We start from the raw sequence: 21,378 nt of genomic DNA on the forward strand, positions 1-21,378 counted from the left end.
ATATGGATAAAACTGACTTAAAAATATTGGATGCCTTGCAACTGGATGGCCGAGCCTCGGCTCAGCAGGTCTCCGAGCAGGTGGGTTTGTCCACTGCGCCCGTGTGGCGGCGCATCAAAAATCTGGAAAAAAACAAGGTTATCCAAGGCTATTATGCGCGCGTGGATCGCCGTCAGGTGGGACTGCAAAGTTGCATGTTTACCCAGATCAGTCTGGACCGTCACTCGGGTGAAATAGTCGATAACTTCATTCGTGCCGTGCGCGATGCGCCCGAGATTCTGGAATGCCACGCCGTGACTGGCGATGCGGATTTTCTGCTCAAGATCATGGTGCCCAGCGCGGAGTCCTACGACGATTTCCTGCATCGCTTTCTGTTCAATATGCCGGGCGTGCGTCAAACCCGTACGATTGTGGCCATGCGTGAAATCAAAAACGTGACCCGACTGCCTTTGCCACTTTGAAGCATCTTGTTATGGGGTAATACAAGCGCCTTCGGGTAGAATAATCAGGATTCGCCGGCCTGTGGTGGGTCGGTATGTACGCATGAAGGACGGGGTTTTATGACGAAGGCGAATATCTTGCGACGCACTTCCTGGGTTGCTGTGCTGGCTACTGTGTTTTTAAGCGCCTGCGCGGTCAAGGCGCCGGCTCCCGAGCCTGCTGCACAAGCGGCTGTCAAGCCTGTCCATCCTGCATGTCAGCCTGCTGCGGCGGGGGAGCAACTGGCTGGTAACTGGCTAAGCAAGCACCGCCAGAAAGGCGTGGTTGGCGAGCTGCGTACCTTGTTCACCTTGCAAACTGACGGCTCCATGGCGTACACCGAACAGGTCAAGCGCCCCAACAAGCCTTCGCAAGGCTTGAACGAAAGCGGTTGCTGGGTGCGCAAGGGCAACGACTTGCAAATCAGCACGCAAGAATCCAATGGGGTCACAACCGAACCGGGCGACCCGATTTATGAAAACCACTACAACATCGTCAGCCTGACAGCCCGCAATCTGGTGCTGCGTGACCAAAGTGGTACCACCTATCGCTTGACCAGAATGTCGCCTGGCTACCGCCTGCCATTCTGATCTCTGCTTGCTTGAATGATTCCTGGCCGTCCTGGGGGCGGCCAGTTTTTTGTCTGTTTCTTTTGCTGGACGCTCCATGGCTCTGCGCGCGACGATTTATAAAGCTGAACTTAATGTGGCCGATAACGACCGGGCCTACTACGGCAGTCATACCCTGACGCTGGCCCGTCACCCCTCCGAGACCGAAGCGCGTCTGATGGTGCGTTTGTTGGCTTACGGTTTGTATGCGCAAGCGGACGAAGCCTTGAGCTTTTCGCGCGGGCTAAGCGACTCGGACGAGCCCGCCTTGTGGGAACATGATCTGGGCGGCAATTTGCTGCATTGGCTGGAGGTAGGCCTGCCGGACGATAGACGTCTGATCAAAGCCAGCGGCCGTGCTGACAAGGTGACGGTGCTGGCCTATGGCCGCAATGTCTCCGTCTGGTGGAGTGGCATCAAGGACAAGATCAGCCGCGCCCGCAATATACAGGTCTATGCGCTGGATACCGCCGGGACTGACGCCTTAGCCGCCCTGGCCGAGCGTGGCATGACCATCAATCTGAATGTCCAGGACGGCACGGTCTGGGCCAGTAGCGATAAGGGCGAAGCGACAATTGAAATCAGCCACCTGAATGCGGCTGTTTGATATGAGCCAACTGCTTGCAACGAAGTAACCTGGCTCGCCGGAGCCAAAGAGCATCGGGCAAGTGGCGTTGGAGTCGGCCTTAGGTGGTATGCAGGTTTAACGTCGATAGACGAGCCATCGAGCCGATGTCAGGGTACCAAGCAAAAAGAAGGGCATCTCGAATGAGATGCCCTTTATGTAAGCCTTAGCTATAACGCTTACAGCCCAGCCAAACGCCCCAACACCTTGTCGCGTCCAACCAAAGCCAGCACCGCATCCACCGCAGGCGTCTGCTTCTGTCCTGTCACTGCCACGCGCAAAGGAATCGCCAGCTTGGGCATTTTCACCTCGTGATCCGTCAGAACCTGCTTGATCAAAGCAGCCAGATTCTCCGTATTCCACTGCGGCAAGCTAATCGCCTTGCTGGCAAAATCACGCAGCAAAACACGCGCTTCCGGCGTCAATACCTCGGCCATCAGCTCATCGCTGGCGGGCTCGAAAGGACGGCAGAACAGCAAAGCACCTTCAGCCAGCTGATTCAAAGTCTCGGCACGGTCTTTCAACAAACCCATGATGCCGGGCAAATCCTGACCATCCGTCTTGCCACCCAAAGCCTCAATACGGGGAGCCACACGCTCGGCCAGATCCGCATTGTCGCTGGCCTTGATGTAATGGGCGTTCACCCAGTTCAACTTCTTGGGATCCCACTGCGAAGCCGACTTGCTCAGACTGCGCGTATCAAACCATTCCACCAACTGCTCGCGGGTGAACAGTTCGTCATCACCGTGACTCCAGCCCAAACGAGCCAGATAATTAATCATGGCCTCAGGCAGATAACCGTCCTTGTCGTAATCCATGATGCTGACCGCACCATGACGCTTGGACAGCTTCTCGCCATCAGGGCCCAGAATCATGGGTACGTGACCGTACTCAGGCAAAGTCGCGCCCAAAGCCTGCAAAATCACAATTTGACGTGGCGTGTTGTTCACGTGATCGTCACCGCGAATCACATGAGTGATCGCCATGTCCCAATCGTCCACCACCACGCAGAAGTTGTATGTAGGCGTGCCATCCGGGCGGGCAATGACCAGATCGTCCAGCTCGCTGTTATCAAAGCTGATGCGGCCCTTCACCATATCGTCCCAGCTGGTTGCGCCGGACTGGGGGCTCTTGAAACGAACTACAGGCTTGCGATCAGCCGGGATGGCAGGCAATTGCTTGCCAGCCTCAGGACGCCAGGTACCGTCATAACGAGGCTTCAAACCTTGAACACGCGCTTTTTCGCGCATGGCTTCCACTTCCTCGGGGCTGCTGTAGCAGTAATAGGCATGGCCGTCTTTCAGCAGCTGGGCGATGACCTCGCGGTAACGATCCATGCGCTGCATCTGGTAGAACGGACCTTCGTCCGCATCCAGGCCCAACCATTGCATACCATCCAGAATGCCTTGCACCGCCTCGGGGGTGGAACGCTCCAGATCCGTATCCTCAATACGCAGCACAAAAGTGCCTTGATGATGACGGGCAAAGGCCCAGGAGAACAGTGCAGTGCGCGCGCCGCCCAGGTGCAGATAACCAGTGGGCGAGGGGGCAAAACGGGTGCGGATGACGTTGGAAGTAGACGTGCTCATAACTTGTGTGTGGCCTTGACCTTGGGAAGCCCGCATACGGGACCGAATCTGCGTATTTTAACCCAGCACGCCAACTAGGAAAGAACCGCCGCGTAGAACTGTCCTAATGGCCGCTTTCTGTATTGAGTTGATCGAACTGGCGCACCAGTTCCGCCAGCGACCCGGCTTGCATTTTTTGCATCACGCGGGCGCGGCGAACTTTGACCGTCACTTCCTTCACATCCAGCTCGGCCGCGATCTGTTTGTTCAGCAGGCCTTGCACCACCCGCTCAAAGACATCGCGCTCGCCGGCGTTCAGGCTGTCCCAGCGTTGCTGCAAAGTCAGCCGGGTTCTGGCTTCTTCCTTGCGCTGAGCATCAGCAGCCAGAGCCGACTGCACGGCATCAATCAGGGCCTGATCTACAAAAGGCTTGGTCAGAAAATCCCAGGCACCATGCTTGATGGCCTTGACCGCCATATGAATATCGCCGTGGCCAGTAATAAAGATGACCGGCATATGCAGCCCGCGCGATTCCATCTGCAAATGAAAATCCGTGCCGCTTTGCTCGGGCATGCGCACATCCAGCACCAGACAGGCAGGGGCGTCAGATAAGGGATGCGCCAGAAAGTCCCGCGTAGAAGCAAAGCTCAGCGCGTTCAAGCCTACGCTGGCCAGCAAATCGTCCAGGGCAGCGCGAACGGACGGGTCATCATCAATGATGTAGACGGTGGGCGTGTTCAGAGAGGAATCCAGATTTTCTGTCATGGCGCCAAAGGTAAGGTGAAATGAAAGGCAGCACCGCCATCGGCTTGGTCAGTGGCCCAGATATGGCCGTTATTGGCATCAATAATGGTGCGGCTGATGGTCAGGCCCAGGCCCAGGCCGCTTGCCTTGGTGGTCCAGAAGGTATCAAACAATTGGGACAACTGCGTGCCCGACAAGCCGGGACCATTGTCCTTGATGGAAAACAGCACCTTGTTGGCTTGCGGCTTGTCGCCGGGCAAAACGCTGGTTTCTATGGTGATATGAGCCGCATGATAGTCCGAGGGAGGGGACAGGGCTTCGATGGCATTGAGCAGCAAATTGGCCATCACCTGCTGAATCTGAACCCGGTCGGCAAAGACCTGGGGCAGATCGGACTGCAAGGCCAGACGCAAATCAATATGTTGACGTCGCATCTCGCCACCGGACAGGCTAAGCAGTTCGGTCAGAGCCAGATTCAAATCAAACGCGCTGCTGGTGGGGGCTTCGTTACGGGTAATGCTGCGTACCCGATCCAGCACATCCTTGGCGCGCTGGGCGTCGTACACAATACGCTGCGCGGCAGCCTGTGCCTTCTCGACATTAGGGGGCGAGGCTTCCAGCCAGCGCTGGCAGGCGCCCGCGCTGCTGTTGATGGCGGCCAAAGGCTGGCTGACTTCATGGGCAATCGAGGTGCTGAGCTGGCCCAGGGTAGTCAAACGGGATAGACGCAGCAAATGCTCGCGTGTCTCATGAGCCGTTGCCTGTACAGACTTGAGCTTCAGCCCCAGATAGGAGGTGATCGCGATGGCAATAATACTGATGCCGGTATTGACCAGGCCCACGTCGTAGTCGCCCGAGCGGGTCAGCAGAAAACTGACCACGGTCAGCACCATGCTGATGGTGGTCAGGGCAACAACTTGCCGTGCCGACAGAAAACGAATCGCTATCAGCAGCAGCGGGGTGTGAAAGACCGCAGCGGCGATAGCGTAGTTGGTGACGGTATCGGCAATGAAGACCAGCGCCATCAAAATACAGATGCCGGTCAGGGCCAAGGCTCGGTAGGTTTTGCTCGATAGGAAGCGAAGGGGTGGTGTCATATCTTTCGTGTATGGGCCAGGCTGCAGGATGGTGTCTGTCGTGTGGCCATCATATACCCGAGGTTCTTTCAGAATGTGCGTTAAGGCCTGGGCCCCCGGAAGAAGTTCCGGAAGCCCAGGCCTGTCCGACTTAGAACCACTGGCCAAAGCGGCGGATGTACAGCATTTTCATACCCTGTGCGACCAGGCAGTAAGCCAGCAAGGTGCCGACCAGCCATGGGAAGTATTCCCAAGGCAAAGGCTGCAGGCCAACCAGTGCACCGACGCCCGAGAAGGGCAGATAAATACCAATAGCGGCGATCAGGAAGGTCATCAGCATCACAGGCAGGGCTGCGGTGCTTTGGATGAAGGGGATCTTTTGCGTACGCAGCATGTGAACTACCAGAGTCTGCGAGAGTAAGCCTTCAATAAACCAGCCGGACTGGAACAGCGATTGCAGTTCAGGCGTATTGGCGCCAAACACGTACCACATCAGGACAAAGGTGGTGATGTCGAAGATGGATGAGGTCGGGCCAATCCAGATCATGAAGCGGCCAATATTCTTGGCATCCCATTTACGCGGTTTGCGTAGAAAATCCTTGTCCATGCGGTCCCAGGGCAAAGCCAGCTGGGAGATATCGTAGAGCAGGTTCTGAATCAGCAAGTGGATGGCCAACATGGGCAGGAAGGGGATGAACGCACTGGCCACCAGCACCGAGAAAACATTGCCAAAGTTGGAGCTGGCTGTCATGTTCAGGTACTTGATGATGTTGCCAAAGGTCTCGCGGCCTTTGATCACGCCTTCTTCCAGAACCAGCAGGTTCTTTTCCAGCAGGATGATATCTGCCGATTCCTTGGCAATATCCGTGCCGCTATCCACCGAAATCCCCACGTCGGCATCGCGCAGGGCGGGGGCGTCGTTGATGCCATCCCCCAGAAAACCGACGGTGTGACCATTGGCTTGCAGCGCTTTGAGCACACGTGATTTTTGCAGGGGCGTGAGCTTGGCAAAAACCGAGTGACGCTCGACAGCGCAACGCAGATCGGGGTCTTGCATCAGCTCGATTTCAGGTCCGAGCAAAGGCTTGCCGGGCTCCAGGCCCACTTCACGGCAGATTTTCGCGGTAATGATTTCGTTATCGCCGGTCAGCACTTTCACGGCTACACCGTGTTCGGTCAGGGCGGCAATGGCTTGGGCAGCACTTTCCTTGGGTGGGTCCAGGAAGGTCAGCAAGCCTTGTACCGTCATCTCGCGTTCATCCTGGGCTTCGTAACGGCTCTTGGCCTGCTCGATGGAAATACTGCGAGTGGCAATCAGCAAGACACGGAAGCCGTCCGAGTTGTAGCGGTAAGCCATTTTCAGCAAACGGGCACGTTGCTCGGTATCCAGTGGCAAGCGCTGGTCACCGTCTTGTACGTGGGTGGCAATGCTGAGCATTTCCTCCACCGCCCCCTTGCAGACCATGAGCTGCTCGCCTTGCGGATTTTGCACGACAACTGATAGGCGACGACGCACAAAATCAAAAGGCAGTTCGTCGATCTTGCGGTAGGAGCCGATGGCTTGCAGGGCAGAGGGTGTTTTTTCTGCAAAGCGCAGTACCGCCTGATCCATCAGGTTCTTCACGCCGCTTTGGTGCAGGCTGTTGAGCAGAGCCAGTTCCAGAATGCGGGGGCTGTTGCGATCATCCAGACCCAGATGGTGTTCCAGAATGATGCGATCTTGTGTCAGGGTGCCGGTCTTGTCGGTACACAGCACGTCCATGGCACCAAAGTTCTGGATCGCGTTCAGACGTTTGACCACCACCTTGTTCTTGGCCATGGCCACCGCGCCCTTGGCCAGGTTGGAGGACACAATCATGGGCAGCATTTCAGGAGTCAAACCGACGGCAACGGCCAGTGCGAACAGGAAGGCTTCGGTCCAGTCGCCTTTGGAGAAACCGTTGATCAGCAGCACGATAGGCACCATGACCAGCATGAAGCGAATCAGCAGCCAGCTGACGCTGTTAACGCCCCGGTCAAAAGAAGTTTCGGCGCGCGAGCCGACAATGGCTTTGGCCAGCGAGCCGAAATAGGTCTTGGCACCGGTGGCCACAACCACTGCCGTGGCCGTACCGCTGACCACGTTGGTGCCCATAAAGCACATATTGTTCTGTTCCAGCACACCAGCCTGGGAACTGGAAGCAGAGGCACTCTTGCTGCTGACGGCGCTAAAGACATCGTACTTTTCAACAGGCAGGGCTTCACCTGTCAGGGCGGCCTGGCTGACGAACAAGTCGCGGGACTCTATCAGGCGCAGGTCTGCCGGGATCATGTCCCCAGCCGACAGGCGCACAATATCGCCGGGCACGATCTGGCTCATGGGGATTTCGCGCATGACCGTAGCGCTGGACACGGTAGAGCGTCGTTGTACGCTGGCGGTGGTACGTACCATGGCTTTCAGAGCCTGGGCAGCTTTGCCGGAACGGTACTCCTGCCAGAAACGCAGCAGACCGCTCAAGGTGACCATGACCACAATAATCAGCACGCCGGTGTAGTCCACGTCTTCGCCCGAGCGCATGGGCAAGATAATGTCGGTGACAGCGCTGACGGCGGCCAGCACCATCAGGACCGCAATAAAGGGGTTTTTAAAGGCCAGCGCCAATTGAATCAAGGCGTGGGCGGGCTTGTCCCGGGCGACCTCGTTAGGGCCGTATTCGGTCAGGCGGCTCAAGGCTTCGGCGTCGGTCAGGCCATTCAGATTGGCTTGTACAGAGGCCAGGGTCGTCTCCAGGCTAAGCCCGGTTTCGGTGGCCGTGTGCAGCTTGGCGTCGTAGTCCACTGAACGCAGTGGCGGACGATGTTGTTGAATGCTCATGTAATGCTCCTGGTGTACAGGCGTGACGGTGCTGTCCATCCCAAGAGATGGACACAGCAGGTCCTGCCGACCGGTTTGAGAGTCGGCAAACTAAAGATAAGAACAAGCGGATTTAGTAAGCGTCAGGCCAGCGTTTAGTGGCTGGGCAAGGTGCAGCGCCACACTCGCGCTGAGGGTGGTTTGTCACTGTCTGCAATCCAGTGAATTTCTGGTTTGCGGCTGGCCGTGTTGATACGCCAGGCAATAGCGGGGCGGCGGCCGGGAACAGCACGCTCGTGAGGGCAAGGTGTGGCAAGATGCGAACCCGACGAGGTCAGGGCCCGGATCGGTCCAGTATGAATAATGCGGTGCATGGTTGACTCCTGATCGTGCTGCGCAAGCCACATCAGCAGACAACCCGGTGGGTCAGTAGCGTCTGAGGGGCCTGTGCAGCATCTTTCTTCGACTGTCGTCGCTGGACATAGTGTGTTTTTTCCTGTCAGAGAGAACGAAAGGTCCTGCTTTCCGAACGGGTGTTATTTTACGACCTGCAAGCCGCTTTGCGACTGGCTTTGCGCCCGTTTTGCCCAGGCATTGGCGTATGGTTGCTATACGAAAGTATATGAATGGCCCGCCTCAGGATAAAAACCGTCTGCATGATGCAAGACAGAGATAGCCAGCCAAGTCTCTTTTATTTGTAGACGGCTGTGCTTAAGATGGGAGAATTCATTATTTTGGTGTGTGGTTTTCTTATGGCGGAACAATCATGGCAGCCCTAAGGCATCGTCTGACAGCATTGTTTGAGCCCCGTTCGGTGTTGGTCGTGTCCACCTTGCCTTTGCCCCTGATCAACGAGATGCCAGCCCGATTGGCTGGGCGGATCACGCAGGCACGGATTACAGCCACGCAAGTGCTGGTGCCCGATCGTCTGGAAGGATTGACCGATACACAGCGCCTGGATCTGGCGCTGGTGTGTATCGAGCCGGTGCGTTTGCCACAGGCCCTGGATGCCATCCGGGTGCATAAGCCACGTGTGGTTCTGTTGCTGCCCTCCAATCTGGCCTCCCGCGATCCTATGGAAGACATGGTGTATGCGCGCTCCTGGGCCCGTATCAATAATTGTCTGGTGCTGGGGCCGCGTGCCTTCGGGATACAACGGCCGCATCTGGGCCTCAATTTAAGTCACGAGCCGCAAATGGCTCTGGCGGGCCGTGTGGCCTTGGTGTCTCAGTCGCGCTCCATCACCTCGGCCTTGATGGACTGGGCTGAAGATGTCAGCCTGGGTTTCTCCGCCATTGTGTCGGTCGGGGACGAGGCCGTTATCGACGTGCCCGAGGTGCTTGAATATCTGGCCATGGACCCGCGCACGGACAGTATTGCGCTGTATCTGGAGCACACACCTGCTTCTCGTCGTTTCACCAGTGCCTTGCACGCCGTGGCGGCCGTCAAACCTGTGGTGGTCCTGAAAGTAGGCGGTCAGCGTCAGCAGGGCGAGGCCCACGAGGCGGTCTTCAATGCCTTGATGCGGCGTGTGGGGGCGGTGCGCATTCGTTATTTTGTGCAACTGTTCTCGGCCCTGAAAGTGCTGGTTTACACCCGCCGTCCCAAAGGGCGGCGTATTGCCTTGTTCTCCAATGGGAATGGGGCCGCGCAGATGGCTTTGGATGTACTGGGTTCGGATGCCGCGGTGACCTGCCCGGAGCTATCGCCCTCTACCCAGCGGGCGCTGGATAATCTGCTGGCTCCTGGCGACCAGGTTCAGAACCCGGTGGTCACTTATGTACCACTGACGCCCATGCGCATCGACTCGGTTATTTCCACCTTGCTGGATGACAAGGAAATTGACGGGGTGCTGGTCTTGCTGACCCCGGACCCTTTGGCCGATATGCCGGCGGTATCGCGTGAGTTGGCCATGTTGTCGGCCAGTGCTCGCAAGCCCATCATTACCTGCTTGATTGGGGATGCGGATATGCGGCCCCTGCGTCACCTGCTGGATGGGGTGGGGACACCGGCGTTCCGTACCCCGGACACGGCGGCCAATGCCTTTGACCTGCTGGCTCGCTATCACTATAACCAGCACTTGTCGCAGCAAACCTTGCCACCTTTGCCGCTGGGCACCTTGCCAGAGGTAGAGCCTGCCCGAGAACTGGTACGCCAGATTCAAAGCGAGCGCCGCGAGGCTAGCGAGCAGGAGTGCCGCGATCTGTTGCGCTACTTCCACGTGCCTGTTGTCGACTTGCGTGTGACGCACGATCAGGGTGAGCCTGATCCCGATGTCCCGCCCATGGGTCTGCGTTTTGAGACCGACGACAAGTTGGGCCCTTACGCTGTCTTTGGTGGGGCCGATCACGCGGATTGGCTTTCCTCATCCTATCCGGCGGTAGAACTGCCACCGCTGAACCGCTATCTGGCGCGCCAGTTGGTGGAGCGTAGTCCCTTGTGGCGCAAGAGCTTGTCCTCGCAATTGACGCCTTTGGTGTTGACGCAGCTGTTGCAGGTGCTGGAGCGTCTTTCGGATTTGATGAGCGAGTTGCCCGGCGTGCGCCGTGTGGTGCTGGACCCCATCATGGCGGGCGAGAACAGTCTGTACATCAAGAGCATTTCCATTTCCCTGAGCAGGCAGTCCATGCTGGTACTGCCTGAAACGGCTGGCTATCGCCACATGGCGATTCATCCCTATCCGCGTCACATGATTGAGCGGCGTCAGTTCAAGGATGGGCAGCGCTGGACCTTGCGCCCTATACGTCCCGAGGACGCCGAGGCCTTGCAGACCTTTATGCGTGGCCTGTCGGATGAAAGTCGCTACATGCGCTTTGTGTCCATGCTGCGAGAGCTGACTCCACGCATGTTGTCGCGCTACACCCGCATTGACTACGACCGGGAGCTGGCGCTGATCGCTACCGTGCGTTCGCCCAATCCAGATAACCGTAACCATCCCCGTGACGAGATTATTGGCTTTGCCCACTATCTTCGTAATGGTGATGGTCGGGGGGCGGAGTACGCCCTGGTTATCGGGGATGCCTGGCAGCGACGTGGTCTGGGAGTCATCCTGATGGAGGCGCTGATACAGGCTGCCGCCGAGCAGGGGCTGACCTACATCGACGGTTATGTGCTGGCCTCCAATGCGCCTATGCAAGCTCTGATGAAGCGTCTGGGCTTTCAGAACGATGCGGACCCGGAAGATCCCAGCATGCGTCGTGTCTGGCTGGATCTGGGTGAGACCCGTCGCTCGGATTAGGCACAGGCAGGCCTGTCTGCTTGTCAGGTAAATACCCGTTTAATTGTTCCCCTGATGTCCCGATTCACTCAACGGTGGCGGGACTATGATGCACTCGTGATGGCAGGCAGTACAGCGCTGGAGTGCTGGCTGCCGCCGCATCAATGGATGGTGCCCACCACCGACGGCGCCACATACCGGGGACACAATGATGCGATTGAATCTGGCTGCTTTGCAGCGCTGGGTGCTGGGCTTGTTCTTGATAGGCGGCCTGCTGGCTTGCTCCGGGCAGACAGCGATGCCACCTGAAAAAAACCATTACGAGTTCTCCATGGAGAACGACAGCCTGGAAATGCGCGATGGTGTGCGCTTGGCGGTGACGTATTATCGGCCATCGGCTAAAACACCGGGTGAAACCTTCCCGGTCATTCTGGAGATGCTGCCTTATCGCAAGGACGACTTCTTCGCGCTGGGTGACTACGAGTACGGCTCTTATTTTGCCAAGCGGGGCTATGTGCTGGCGCGGGTTGATGTGCGTGGCACAGGTGGCAGCTCTGGCCCTGTCCCTGTTAGCGAGTATTCCGCTGCCGAGATTGCCGATGCCGAGGAGCTGATCGATCAGTTGTCTCGCAAGAGCTGGTCCAATGGCAAGGTGGGTATGTACGGCCTGTCCTGGAGCGCCTTCAACTCCTTGATGACGGCTCACAGAAAACCGCCAGCACTCAAGGCCATTATCGCGGCGCACGGTTCTACCGATCTGTTTTACAACGACGTTCACTATATTGATGGTGCCTTGCATATTGACTCCTATGCGCACCAGATTGATACCGATAACGCCATGCCGCAAAGCCCGGATTATCGGATTGACGAGGAGTATTTCAAGAACCGTTTTGACCGCGAGCCCTGGATTTTTACCTGGCTGCGTCAACAACAGGACGGCGATTTCTGGCGTGCCGAGTCCCTGGCCTTCAAAAAGCAGCCTTTGGAAGTCCCGGCCTATTTGATTGGTGGCTTGCTGGATGGCTATCGTGATTTTGCGCTGGATGTCAGTCGAACCTCGAAAGCGCCTGTAATTGTGGAAATGGGGCCCTGGAACCACGCCTGGCCAGAATATGGCGTGCCTGGCCCGAATTATGAGTGGCGCGAGAAGGCGGTGCGCTGGTGGGACTACTGGCTTAAAGACATAGATACCGGAATTCTGGATGAACCGCGTCGGATGGCCTTCATGCGTACCGGCCATGCTCCCGCTACCGATCGGACCAGCGTGCCCGGTTATTGGCGCTGTGATCCGCAATGGCCGGTGGAAGGCGCGCGGACTCAACGTCTGCATCCTCAGGCCGGACACCAGCTGGCTGCTATTTCTCCTGCCTCCGGTTTGGCTCAGACCTTGCGTTACAAGGCTGGAGCGGGTTTGGCTGGTGGTGGCTGGTGGGGTGAGCAAACGGGCGATATGGCTGCCGATGATGCACATAGCCTGGTGTATGACTCCGCGCCCTTGAGCGATGCCATGGAAATCATGGGTATGCCTAAGGTACGTCTGAAGGTCGCGGCTGATGTGCCTTTCTATCAATGGACAGTGCGACTGGAGGATGTGGCCCCGAATGGGCAGGTTTCTTTGGTCAGCGGGGCAATCATCAACCCTTCCCAGCGTATCTCGCGTCTGGAACCACAGCCCTTGGTGCCGGGTAAGGCCACCAATTTGGAAACCTCCATTCACTTCACTACGTGGCGTTTCAAGCCGGGCCATCGTATCCGCCTGGCGGTGAGCAATGCGCAGTTCCCCATGGTCTGGCCCAGCCCGACGCCGGGTGTCACCAGTCTGTTTCCGGGTGCGGATACCTGGGTAGACCTGCCCGTGGTGCCTGTGCGGGAGCAGGGTACGCAGGCTTGCGTCATGTCGCCACCCCAGGCGAGTGAAGCGGCTCCTTTCGGCCGCACTATTGACGGGGATGGCCCCGTGTTCAGCAGTGTTCGTAATGAAGCTACGGGCGATTCGACGTTCACCACCAGCAATGAGCTTAGCTGGGTGCTGCATGACAATTTGTACCGCTCCGAGGAGATGTATCGCTGGGAGGTCAATGATGCTACGCCTGCCAAGGCGCGCTATCAGGGTGATCGGCGCAATGTCTTTACGATCAAGGGGCGGGAGATTGATATGTCAGCCCAGGCTCGGATCGAGTCCGACGAATCGTATTTCTACCTGACTTTCACGCGGGTGCTGAAAGAGGATGGGGTGCAGGTTCGGGAAAAGACCTGGCAAGAGCGTATTGCTCGGATCTATCAATGAAAAGCTGAATAAGAAACGCCGCTGTGATTGCAGCGGCGTTTTTTTGTCTGGTGCTCTGATTAGCGCAGTACCTGTTTCAGGAAGTGGCCAATCGCGCTGATTTCTTCCGGGCAAACAGCGTGGGGCATGGGGTAGACATTCCATTGCACCTGATAGCCCATGGCTTCCAGTTGCTGACGGCTGGCTTCGGCACGTGTCAGAGGCACGACCGGATCCATGCTGCCATGCGCCATGAATATAGGCGTGTTCTGATTGGCTTGATGACGTTCTTTTTCCACCGCTGCCGCCAAAGGCAGGTAACCGGACAGGCACAGCATGCCAGCCAGACGCTCTGGCAAGCGCAAGCCGGTTTGCAGCGTCATGGCACAGCCTTGCGAGAAACCGGCCAGAACAATATTTTCCGTGGGAATGCCGCGAGCGTTTTCGCGGGCAATCAGGTTCTGCACGTCGATCTGCGATTGGCGCAAGCCGCTTTCGTCCTCGTGGCGCACCAGGTCCGCCACATAAATGTCGTACCAGGAACGCATGGCCATGCCGCCGTTAATGGTGACGGGCTGGATGGGGGCGTGCGGGAAAATGAAACGGATGGCGGGGGCGTTTTGCAGGCCCAGCTCTGGCACGATAGGGGCGAAATCGTGGCCGTCAGCGCCTAAGCCATGCAGCCAGATAACAGCGTGCTGAGGGTTGGCACCGGTTTCAATCTCAATCGACTCAAGCAGAGGGTTCATGCGGACTCCGAAAGATCTACCAAGGTCTTGATGTACTGGTACAGGGCGCGGTAGTGCTTGCGCTGTGGGTCCTGGCCTTGTACCAGTGTGGAATTTTTCTCGGCCTCTTTGCGTGCGGCACGAATCAGGGTGCGCAATTGCTGGATATCGGCGCCGGAAAATTCATTCATGAATTCGGTCAGAGCGTCGTCATCACGCAACAACAGGTCGCGTAGCGCTTCCAGCCTGTGCATGGCACGGGTGTCTTCCTTGGAGCCGTTTTCCCAGACGTCCAGTTGTTTCAGGATCGGTTCGGGTTCCACATTGCGCATCAGCTTGCCCACGTAGTGGATTTGACGGCGGCGTCCTTCGCGGGCCGTCGGGCTGATGCGCTTGGCATCCTTGATGGCAGCCATCAAGGCCTCGCCCAGATCAAGTTGTTTGAGTCGGTCGTCCGAGAGCTCAATCAGGCGTTTGCCTAGGTCGAGCAGAGCGTGCATTTCGCGTTTTACCTGCGATTTGCTGGGGCGGTCGTAACCGTTTTCATCGATTTCAGTGCGTGGACGGGCCATAAGAAGTGAAATAGCAAAGATTGTCGCCAATTGGCTATGATAACCGCCTAACCCTCAAAGAGTAGCAATGAGTCATCCAACTATTTCCCAATTGTCGATCAGTGCCAATCAGTTCCAGTTTTGTGAATTGGTGGATGAAGCGCTGCGGCATGCCAAAAAACTGGGCGCCAGTGATGCTGCCGTCGATATTTCAGAAAACAAAGGTCTGGCCGTCTCTGTGCGCCAGATGGAACTGGAAACGGTAGAGCAGACGCAGGACCGCTCCTTGGGTGTGACCGTGTTTGCAGGCCAGCGCAGTGGCTCGGCCTCCACGTCGGACTTTTCGATCAAGGCGCTGCGTGAAACGGTAGAAGCCGCCTGGCATATTGCCCGCTACACCGCTGAAGATCCTTTTGCCGGGCTGCCTGAAAAAGACATGCTGGCGCAAAGCTATCCCGATCTGCACCTGCATCATCCCTGGCTGCTGGACGCGGATCAGGCCGCCAAACTGGCGATTCGTGCCGAGCAGGCTGCGCTGGAGTTGAGTCCTCTGATCAGTAATTCCGAAGGCGCGTCGGTCGATACGCTGGAAGGGCATTTTGTGATGGGTAACAGCCGCGGCTTTCTGGGGGGCTACCCCTATAGCCGTCACTCGCTCAGCGTCAGCCCCATTGCCGGCAAGGGCGACAATATGCACCGCGACTACTGGTACAGCAGCTCGCGTGACCCTTCCCGCCTGGCCAGCCCCGAGTCGGTTGGGCGTTATGCGGCCGAGCGCACTTTGTCGCGCCTGTCGGCCCGCCGTATCCCGACCGGCCGCTATCCGGTGTTGTTTGAGGCCCCGCTGGCTGTGGGCTTGATCGGCTCTCTGGTGCAGGCCACCAGTGGCTCGGCCCTGTATCGCAAAACCAGTTTCCTGCTGGATTCCTTGGGCAAGTCTGTCATGGCCAAGCACATTGACGTGCTGGAGCGTCCGCATCTGGCTGCCGCCATGGGCAGTGCACCGTTTGACTCGGAAGGGGGGCGTACCTGCGACCGTGATGTGGTGCGTGGCGGCGAGCTGAAAGGCTATTTTCTGTCTTCCTACGCAGGCCGCAAACTGGGCATGCCTTCTACGGGGAATGCCGGTGGTTCGCACAATTTGCTGCTGAGCTCGCGCCTGACTCGTCCCGAGGACGACCTGGATGCCATGTTGAAGAAAATGGACCGTGGTCTGCTGGTAACCGAGCTGATCGGCCAGGGTATCAATTACCTGACTGGCGACTACTCGCGTGGTGCCTTCGGCTACTGGGTGGAAAATGGCCGCATTCAGCACGCCGTGGAGGAAGTAACGATTGCGGGCAATCTGGCCGAGATGTTCGCGCAGATTGTGGCCGTGGGTGCTGATACCTTTGCGGCTGGCTCCAAGCGTACGGGTTCCATCCTGATCGAGCAGATGTCGGTGGCCGGTTCCTGATTTCTGCTGTCTGGAAAACCGGTTTAGCCCCCTTATGCCTTGCCACGGGCAAGAGGGCGCTCAATAAACAGATGTTTACGGCCTGAGTTCGGAGTTGCTTCCGACTCAGGCCGTTCTCTATGGAGCGCCCTTCAGGTGTTTCAGATCAAAGACCCGACAATATAAGGCCGGATTTGCGGGATAATCCGGGCTTTCCCAGCCCCCCATTCGGGGCGCGCCAGTGTACTATCCATAGCATAAAAATATTTCCCAGTTACCGAATACCCACAAGGAGGTTATTCATGCAGCGTCGCTCGTTTCTGAAAAAGGCAGGTCTTGGCGCCGTAGCCAGTACCGCCGCTATTGCTGCTCCTGCTATTGCCCAAAGCAATCCCAAGGTTAATTGGAAGCTGACATCGACATACGGTCCCGCTACCCCGGCTCTGTTTTCGACAGCCCAGTCGTTTTGCAAGATGGTGGAAGAGGCCTCGGACGGCAACTTCAACATCCGTCTGTACCCAGCTGGTGAAATCGTCCCCGGTTTTGGTGTGATGGATGCCGTCAGCAATGGCACGGTGGAGTGCGGTCAGACAGCTTCTTATTACTACTACGGTAAAGACCCCTCGTTCAGCTTTGACACGGCCGTGCCTTTTGGCCTGAATGCCCGTCAAATGAACGCCTGGATGCAGGAAGGCAACGGTACCAAGCTGCTGCGTGAGTTGTTTGCCACTCGCAACATCATCAACTTCGCTTTCGGGAACACGGGCACCCAGATGGGTGGTTGGTACCGCAAGGAAATCAACTCTCTGGAAGACCTGAAAGGTCTGAAGATGCGTACGGCCGGTTTTGCTGGCGAAGTGCTGGCCCGCATGGGCGTGGTGCCTCAGCAAGTGCCACCAGGCGATATTTACCCATCGTTGGAAAAAGGCACGCTGGACGCCGTGGAATTCGTCGGTCCTGTGGATGACGAAAAACTGGGCTTCCAGAAAGTGGCCAAGTATTACTACTATCCCGGTTGGTGGGAAGGTTCGGCCCAGGTTTCGCTGTACGTGAACGACGCTGCTTTCAATGCACTGCCCAAGCAATATCAGTCCCTGATTGAAATTGCTTCGCGTGCTGCGGGCGAGCGCATGATTTGTCAGTACGATGCCCAAAGCCCAGGCGCACTGCGTCGCCTGATCGCCAGCGGAGCTGTCCTGAAATCCTTCCCGCGCGACGTGATGGACGAGTCCTTCAAGACCTCCAACATTCTGTACAAGGAATTCTGCGACAAGGATCCCATGTTCAAGAAGATTCACGACGACTACATGGGCTTCCGTGACGCGATTGTGCCTTGGTTCCGTGTGGCCGAAGGCTCTTACGACAACTACCTGGGCATTGCTCTGGCAAACCAGAAAAAAGGCTGATCTCTGTAGTTGGGACCGGGCAGGGCAGTCTGCTCCGGTTCCACAGGCCAGTCTTGTTAACCCCTGTTTTCCACTTGGAAAGCAGGGGGTTTTTATGGGCTTCCCCTCTATGAGAGAGCTCCTGTTTGTGGCAAAAAACCTGTGTTTTTGTGCAAAACCCTAGTGTTATCCACTATTTATGTTATTATGGCGAGCTATTTGGCAGAAATGCACGGGCGGAATATAACGCCTTGGCAGGGTCAGGTAGAGCTGCCCGGCTTGAAAAAGCGGGTGGATTGTATGGGCCAGGCATGTTGCTTTGACCCAGAATTTTAATATTTAGGAACCATCATGAAGACCTTCGTGGCCAAGCCGCTTGAAGTCAAACGTGACTGGTTTGTGATTGACGCTAAAGGCAAAGTCCTTGGTCGTGTGGCCAGCGAAGTCGCACGCCGTTTGCGTGGTAAGCACAAACCCGAATATACCCCTCACGTTGATACCGGCGATTACATCATTATCATCAACGCTGCTGACATTGCCGTGACCGGTAACAAGGCACAGGATAAGAAGTACTATCGTCACTCGAACTACCCAGGCGGTATTTACGAAACCAACTTCCAAACCATGCAAGAGCGCTTCCCAGGCCGTGCCATCGAAAAGGCCGTCAAGGGTATGTTGCCAAAAGGCCCTCTGGGCTACGCCATGGCCAAGAAACTGAAGGTTTACGCTGGTGCCGAGCATCCTCATAGTGCTCAACAGCCTAAAACTCTGGACATCTAAGGATAGGTCATGATCGGTAACTGGAATTACGGTACGGGCCGTCGCAAGACCTCCGTCGCTCGTGTCTTCATCAAAAAAGGTTCGGGCCAAATCGTAGTCAACGGCAAGCCTGTTGACGAATACTTTGCTCGCGAAACGGGTCGCATGATTGTGCGTCAGCCTCTGGTGCTGACCAACCATGTTGAATCGTTCGACATCAAGATCAACGTGCATGGCGGCGGCGAAAGCGGCCAGGCCGGTGCTGCCCGTCACGGCATCACCCGCGCTCTGATCGACTACGACGAAACACTGAAGACAGCTCTGAAACAAGCTGGCCTGGTGACTCGTGACGCTCGTGCTGTTGAGCGTAAGAAAGTCGGTCTGCACAAAGCACGTCGCCGCAAACAGTTCAGCAAGCGTTAATTCGCCTCGCGACCTGTTTATGGTGCTCAAAAACCCCGGACGTGTCCGGGGTTTTTGTTTGCTGGCTACATTTGTCCTGCTTTGCCCGGTCTGGTGAGCAGGACTACGTTAAGATAGAATTTTTGCTCGTCTCTCTTTCAGGAAAGTTCATGGCTACACATAGCGATACCCGGATCAAGGTAGGGATTGTTGGCGGTACAGGTTACACCGGGGTCGAGTTGCTGCGTCTGTTAAGTCAGCACCCCCAGGTAGAACTGGTTGCCATTACCTCGCGTAAAGAGGACGGTGTGCCGGTATCGGATATGTATCCGAACCTGCGTGGTCATGTGGACCTGAAGTTCTCCACGCCGGAAAATGCCAATCTGGAACAGTGTGACGTGGTCTTTTTTGCCACTCCACATGGCGTGGCCATGAGCCAGGTCGAACGTCTGCTGGAAGCGGGCGTGCGCGTTATTGACCTGGCCGCAGACTTCCGCCTGCAAGATACGGACGTATTCCAGAAGTGGTACAAGATGGAGCACAGTTGCCCGGACATCCTGAGCCAATCGGCTTATGGCCTGCCAGAGCTGCTGCGCGACAAGATTGCTCAAGCCAAGGTTATTGGTAACCCGGGTTGCTACCCCACCACCGTCTTGCTAGGCCTGGCTCCCTTGCTGGAAGGCGGCAAGGCGCTGGTTGATACCCAGCATCTGATTGCAGACTGCAAATCCGGTGTGTCCGGTGCTGGTAAGGGAGCTTCGGTTCCCAATCTGTTTGCTGAAGCCAGCGACAACTTCAAGGCATATGGCGTGTCGGGTCACCGTCACCATCCGGAAATTGTGGAACAGTTGCAGCGCTTGGCTGGTGGCCCGGTCGGTCTGACCTTTGTGCCCCATTTGGTGCCCATGATCCGAGGCATGTTCTCCACGATCTACGCACGTATCAAGCCCGAAGCCATGGATACAGACTTCCAGGCCTTGTACGAGCAGCGCTATGCCCAGGAAACCTTTGTAGATGTGCTGCCTGCCGGTACTCTGCCAGAAACCCGCTCGGTACGCGCTTCCAACCAGCTGCGTATTTCCGTGCAGCGTCCTGGCAATGGCGATCAGCTGATCATTCTGGTGGTGCAGGACAATCTGGTTAAGGGTGCTTCGGGTCAGGCTGTGCAGAACATGAATATCTTGTTCGGTCTGCCAGAACAAACCGGCTTGAATCACGTTGCAATTTTGCCTTAAAGGGAACTTGGTCTTGGTGAACAGGTCAAATGTTTATGGCTGAATCACCGCAAACCAATTCTTCTACTGTCGCTCCTTCCCGTTCGCGGGGCGGGGCGACTACGATTGGGCTGGCCGTATTGCTGGGAGTGTTGTTGGGCGGTGGAGGCCTGTGGCTTTACCGCAGCCTGACTCAACCGGCCGATCAGTCCGAACAAATACAGCTGGCCATGCAAAATCTGACGCGTAGCCAGCAATCCCTGCAGCAAATTCAAAGTGAATTTGAAGGGCTGCGCGGGCAACTGGTTCTGGAAGAGAGCACGCGCAAGGGTTTGGAAAAGTCCTTGTCGTCTACCCAGGCCGAACTGGCGCAGACGCGCGAACAGTTGGCCTTTTACGAACAGTTGCTCCCACCCGGTCCCAGTGGTTCTGTTACTGTCCGAGCCCTGGACGTTGCGAAAAGGGGTGATTTGCTGGAGTACAAGGTACTGCTGCAACGTAACGCCCCAGAAGGAAAGGCTTTTTCCGGGCGCCTCCAGTTTCAGCTGACTGGGCGGCAAGACGGAAAAAACGTTAAAATCGATCTATCACCTAGTTCCGGGCCGGACTCGGTACTGGCAGAGTCGTCTGTAGAACAGATCGATCCCTTGGTTTTAAACTTCAACCAGTTTCAGCGCGCCATGGGTTGGCTGGCTTTGCCGCCAGGCTTTGAACCCACCGCCTTGACGCTGAACGTCCTGGAAGGAAGCGTTATCCGCGCCTCTCGCCAGGAAAAAATCGCCCAGCCAGACTAATCACCTTACCCGCGGGTGGTCATGTGCAAGGCGATCACATGATAATTATTCATGCCGGCGGGGGCCGGCAGGAGAACCACATGAGCACTCTTACCGAATCCGTTGATCTGCAAGCCCCTCCTTCCCCACTGATCTTTACCGATTCAGCGGTTGAGAAGGTCCGTGAGCTCCTGATTGAAGAAGGTAGCCCCGAACTGAAGCTGCGCGTCTTCGTGCAAGGTGGCGGCTGTTCCGGCTTCCAGTACGGCTTCACCTTTGACGAACTGGTTAACGACGACGACACCATTATTGATAAGGATGGCGTGCAACTGCTGGTTGACGCCATGAGCTTCCAATACCTGGTGGGCGCTGAAATTGATTACAAGGACGACCTGGACGGCGCTCAGTTCGTGATTCGTAACCCGAATGCCACGACTACCTGCGGCTGCGGTTCTTCCTTCACGATGTAAGAAGGCAAGGCTGGCGCTGATTGCTCAGCGTTCCAGGCCTTGGCAAGTTGCTACAAAGTACACCCCAGACTCTGAGTCCAGAGTCTGGGGTGTTTAGTTTACGGGGTTTTGTTGAAGGCCGTGCAGCGTCAGGTTTCAGGGCTGATCCGTTGTAGGGCGCTTCGCGGTTCAACTTGGGGTGCTCATTCGTAGCCTAGGTAGGGCGGCGAAGCAGCTCAATGCTGTTAATGGCACGGCCCAAAG

19 protein-coding genes are annotated in these 21,378 nt (G+C 56.8%); 12 read left to right on the plus strand and 7 right to left on the minus strand.

Going from position 1 to position 21,378, the window contains the following annotated elements:
- Positions 1–2 precede the first annotated feature (2 nt).
- The 3 genes from ACLPGZ_RS17150 to ACLPGZ_RS17160 all read left to right on the plus strand — a co-directional run bounded on the left by ACLPGZ_RS17150 (position 3) and on the right by ACLPGZ_RS17160 (position 1,695).
- Positions 3–461: an Lrp/AsnC family transcriptional regulator gene (locus ACLPGZ_RS17150; protein WP_009460635.1), complete on the plus strand. Its 459-nt coding sequence runs from the start codon at positions 3–5 to the stop codon at positions 459–461.
- A 99-nt stretch (positions 462–560) separates the two neighbouring features.
- Positions 561–1,070 carry a hypothetical protein gene (locus tag ACLPGZ_RS17155; RefSeq protein ID WP_429641727.1) on the plus strand — a complete coding sequence of 170 codons (510 nt, stop codon included), beginning with the start codon at positions 561–563 and terminating at the stop codon, positions 1,068–1,070.
- 76 nt (positions 1,071–1,146) lie between these two features.
- Complete coding sequence (locus ACLPGZ_RS17160; protein ID WP_374697463.1) at positions 1,147–1,695, plus strand: YaeQ family protein; 549 nt, start codon at positions 1,147–1,149, stop codon at positions 1,693–1,695.
- Positions 1,696–1,892: 197 nt separating this feature from the next.
- On the opposite strand, the gene gltX is transcribed toward ACLPGZ_RS17160, so the two are convergent.
- The 5 genes from gltX to ACLPGZ_RS17185 all read right to left on the minus strand — a co-directional run bounded on the left by gltX (position 1,893) and on the right by ACLPGZ_RS17185 (position 8,309).
- Positions 1,893–3,302, minus strand: a complete 1,410-nt coding sequence (gltX, locus tag ACLPGZ_RS17165; RefSeq protein WP_429641729.1) for a glutamate--tRNA ligase — start codon at positions 3,300–3,302, stop codon at positions 1,893–1,895.
- 103 nt (positions 3,303–3,405) lie between these two features.
- Entirely contained in the window at positions 3,406–4,047 is a 642-nt protein-coding gene (locus ACLPGZ_RS17170) for a response regulator transcription factor (RefSeq protein ID WP_009460643.1), read from the minus strand.
- Positions 4,044–5,123: a sensor histidine kinase gene (locus tag ACLPGZ_RS17175; RefSeq protein ID WP_429641731.1), complete on the minus strand. Its 1,080-nt coding sequence runs from the start codon at positions 5,121–5,123 to the stop codon at positions 4,044–4,046. The genes ACLPGZ_RS17170 and ACLPGZ_RS17175 overlap by 4 nt, the downstream gene beginning before the upstream one ends.
- Before the next feature lie 130 nt (positions 5,124–5,253).
- Positions 5,254–7,956, minus strand: a complete 2,703-nt coding sequence (mgtA, locus tag ACLPGZ_RS17180; protein ID WP_429641733.1) for a magnesium-translocating P-type ATPase — start codon at positions 7,954–7,956, stop codon at positions 5,254–5,256.
- Between the two features lie 134 nt (positions 7,957–8,090).
- On the minus strand, positions 8,091–8,309 hold the full coding sequence (locus ACLPGZ_RS17185) for a hypothetical protein (protein ID WP_115634413.1): 219 nt from the start codon (positions 8,307–8,309) through the stop codon (positions 8,091–8,093).
- A 392-nt stretch (positions 8,310–8,701) separates the two neighbouring features.
- Between ACLPGZ_RS17185 and ACLPGZ_RS17190 the strand changes: the two genes are divergently transcribed.
- Together ACLPGZ_RS17190 and ACLPGZ_RS17195 are read left to right on the plus strand one after the other, a co-directional pair.
- On the plus strand, positions 8,702–11,173 hold the full coding sequence (locus tag ACLPGZ_RS17190) for a bifunctional acetate--CoA ligase family protein/GNAT family N-acetyltransferase (RefSeq protein WP_022983592.1): 2,472 nt from the start codon (positions 8,702–8,704) through the stop codon (positions 11,171–11,173).
- Positions 11,174–11,360: 187 nt separating this feature from the next.
- Positions 11,361–13,439, plus strand: coding sequence for a CocE/NonD family hydrolase (locus tag ACLPGZ_RS17195; RefSeq protein ID WP_429641735.1), 2,079 nt, complete (start codon positions 11,361–11,363; stop codon positions 13,437–13,439).
- A gap of 59 nt (positions 13,440–13,498) precedes the next feature.
- On the opposite strand, the gene ACLPGZ_RS17200 is transcribed toward ACLPGZ_RS17195, so the two are convergent.
- Complete coding sequence (locus tag ACLPGZ_RS17200) at positions 13,499–14,167, minus strand: alpha/beta hydrolase (RefSeq protein WP_429641736.1); 669 nt, start codon at positions 14,165–14,167, stop codon at positions 13,499–13,501.
- The gene (gene yjgA, locus ACLPGZ_RS17205; protein ID WP_083054627.1) at positions 14,164–14,718 is read right to left on the minus strand and encodes a ribosome biogenesis factor YjgA; all 555 of its coding nucleotides are present in this window, start codon (positions 14,716–14,718) and stop codon (positions 14,164–14,166) included. The genes ACLPGZ_RS17200 and yjgA overlap by 4 nt, the downstream gene beginning before the upstream one ends.
- A gap of 67 nt (positions 14,719–14,785) precedes the next feature.
- Between yjgA and pmbA the strand changes: the two genes are divergently transcribed.
- From pmbA to erpA, 7 genes are all read left to right on the plus strand, one after another.
- Positions 14,786–16,153, plus strand: a complete 1,368-nt coding sequence (gene pmbA / locus ACLPGZ_RS17210) for a metalloprotease PmbA (RefSeq protein WP_429641738.1) — start codon at positions 14,786–14,788, stop codon at positions 16,151–16,153.
- 281 nt (positions 16,154–16,434) lie between these two features.
- Complete coding sequence (locus ACLPGZ_RS17215) at positions 16,435–17,538, plus strand: TRAP transporter substrate-binding protein (RefSeq protein WP_429641740.1); 1,104 nt, start codon at positions 16,435–16,437, stop codon at positions 17,536–17,538.
- Positions 17,539–17,868: 330 nt separating this feature from the next.
- Positions 17,869–18,297 (plus strand): 50S ribosomal protein L13, encoded by a 429-nt coding sequence (rplM, locus tag ACLPGZ_RS17220; RefSeq protein WP_003801836.1) that lies wholly within the window; start codon positions 17,869–17,871, stop codon positions 18,295–18,297.
- A gap of 9 nt (positions 18,298–18,306) precedes the next feature.
- The gene (rpsI, locus tag ACLPGZ_RS17225) at positions 18,307–18,699 is read left to right on the plus strand and encodes a 30S ribosomal protein S9 (RefSeq protein WP_026484385.1); all 393 of its coding nucleotides are present in this window, start codon (positions 18,307–18,309) and stop codon (positions 18,697–18,699) included.
- A 149-nt stretch (positions 18,700–18,848) separates the two neighbouring features.
- Positions 18,849–19,913, plus strand: a complete 1,065-nt coding sequence (argC, locus tag ACLPGZ_RS17230) for an N-acetyl-gamma-glutamyl-phosphate reductase (RefSeq protein ID WP_026484384.1) — start codon at positions 18,849–18,851, stop codon at positions 19,911–19,913.
- Between the two features lie 35 nt (positions 19,914–19,948).
- Positions 19,949–20,686, plus strand: coding sequence for a DUF6776 family protein (locus ACLPGZ_RS17235; protein WP_203145449.1), 738 nt, complete (start codon positions 19,949–19,951; stop codon positions 20,684–20,686).
- Positions 20,687–20,766: 80 nt separating this feature from the next.
- Complete coding sequence (gene erpA / locus ACLPGZ_RS17240) at positions 20,767–21,135, plus strand: iron-sulfur cluster insertion protein ErpA (protein WP_003801826.1); 369 nt, start codon at positions 20,767–20,769, stop codon at positions 21,133–21,135.
- Positions 21,136–21,378 lie beyond the last annotated feature (243 nt).

It is taken from the genome of Alcaligenes sp. Me129, from assembly GCF_050487245.1.
GTDB classification, from domain to species: domain Bacteria; phylum Pseudomonadota; class Gammaproteobacteria; order Burkholderiales; family Burkholderiaceae_B; genus Alcaligenes; species Alcaligenes phenolicus.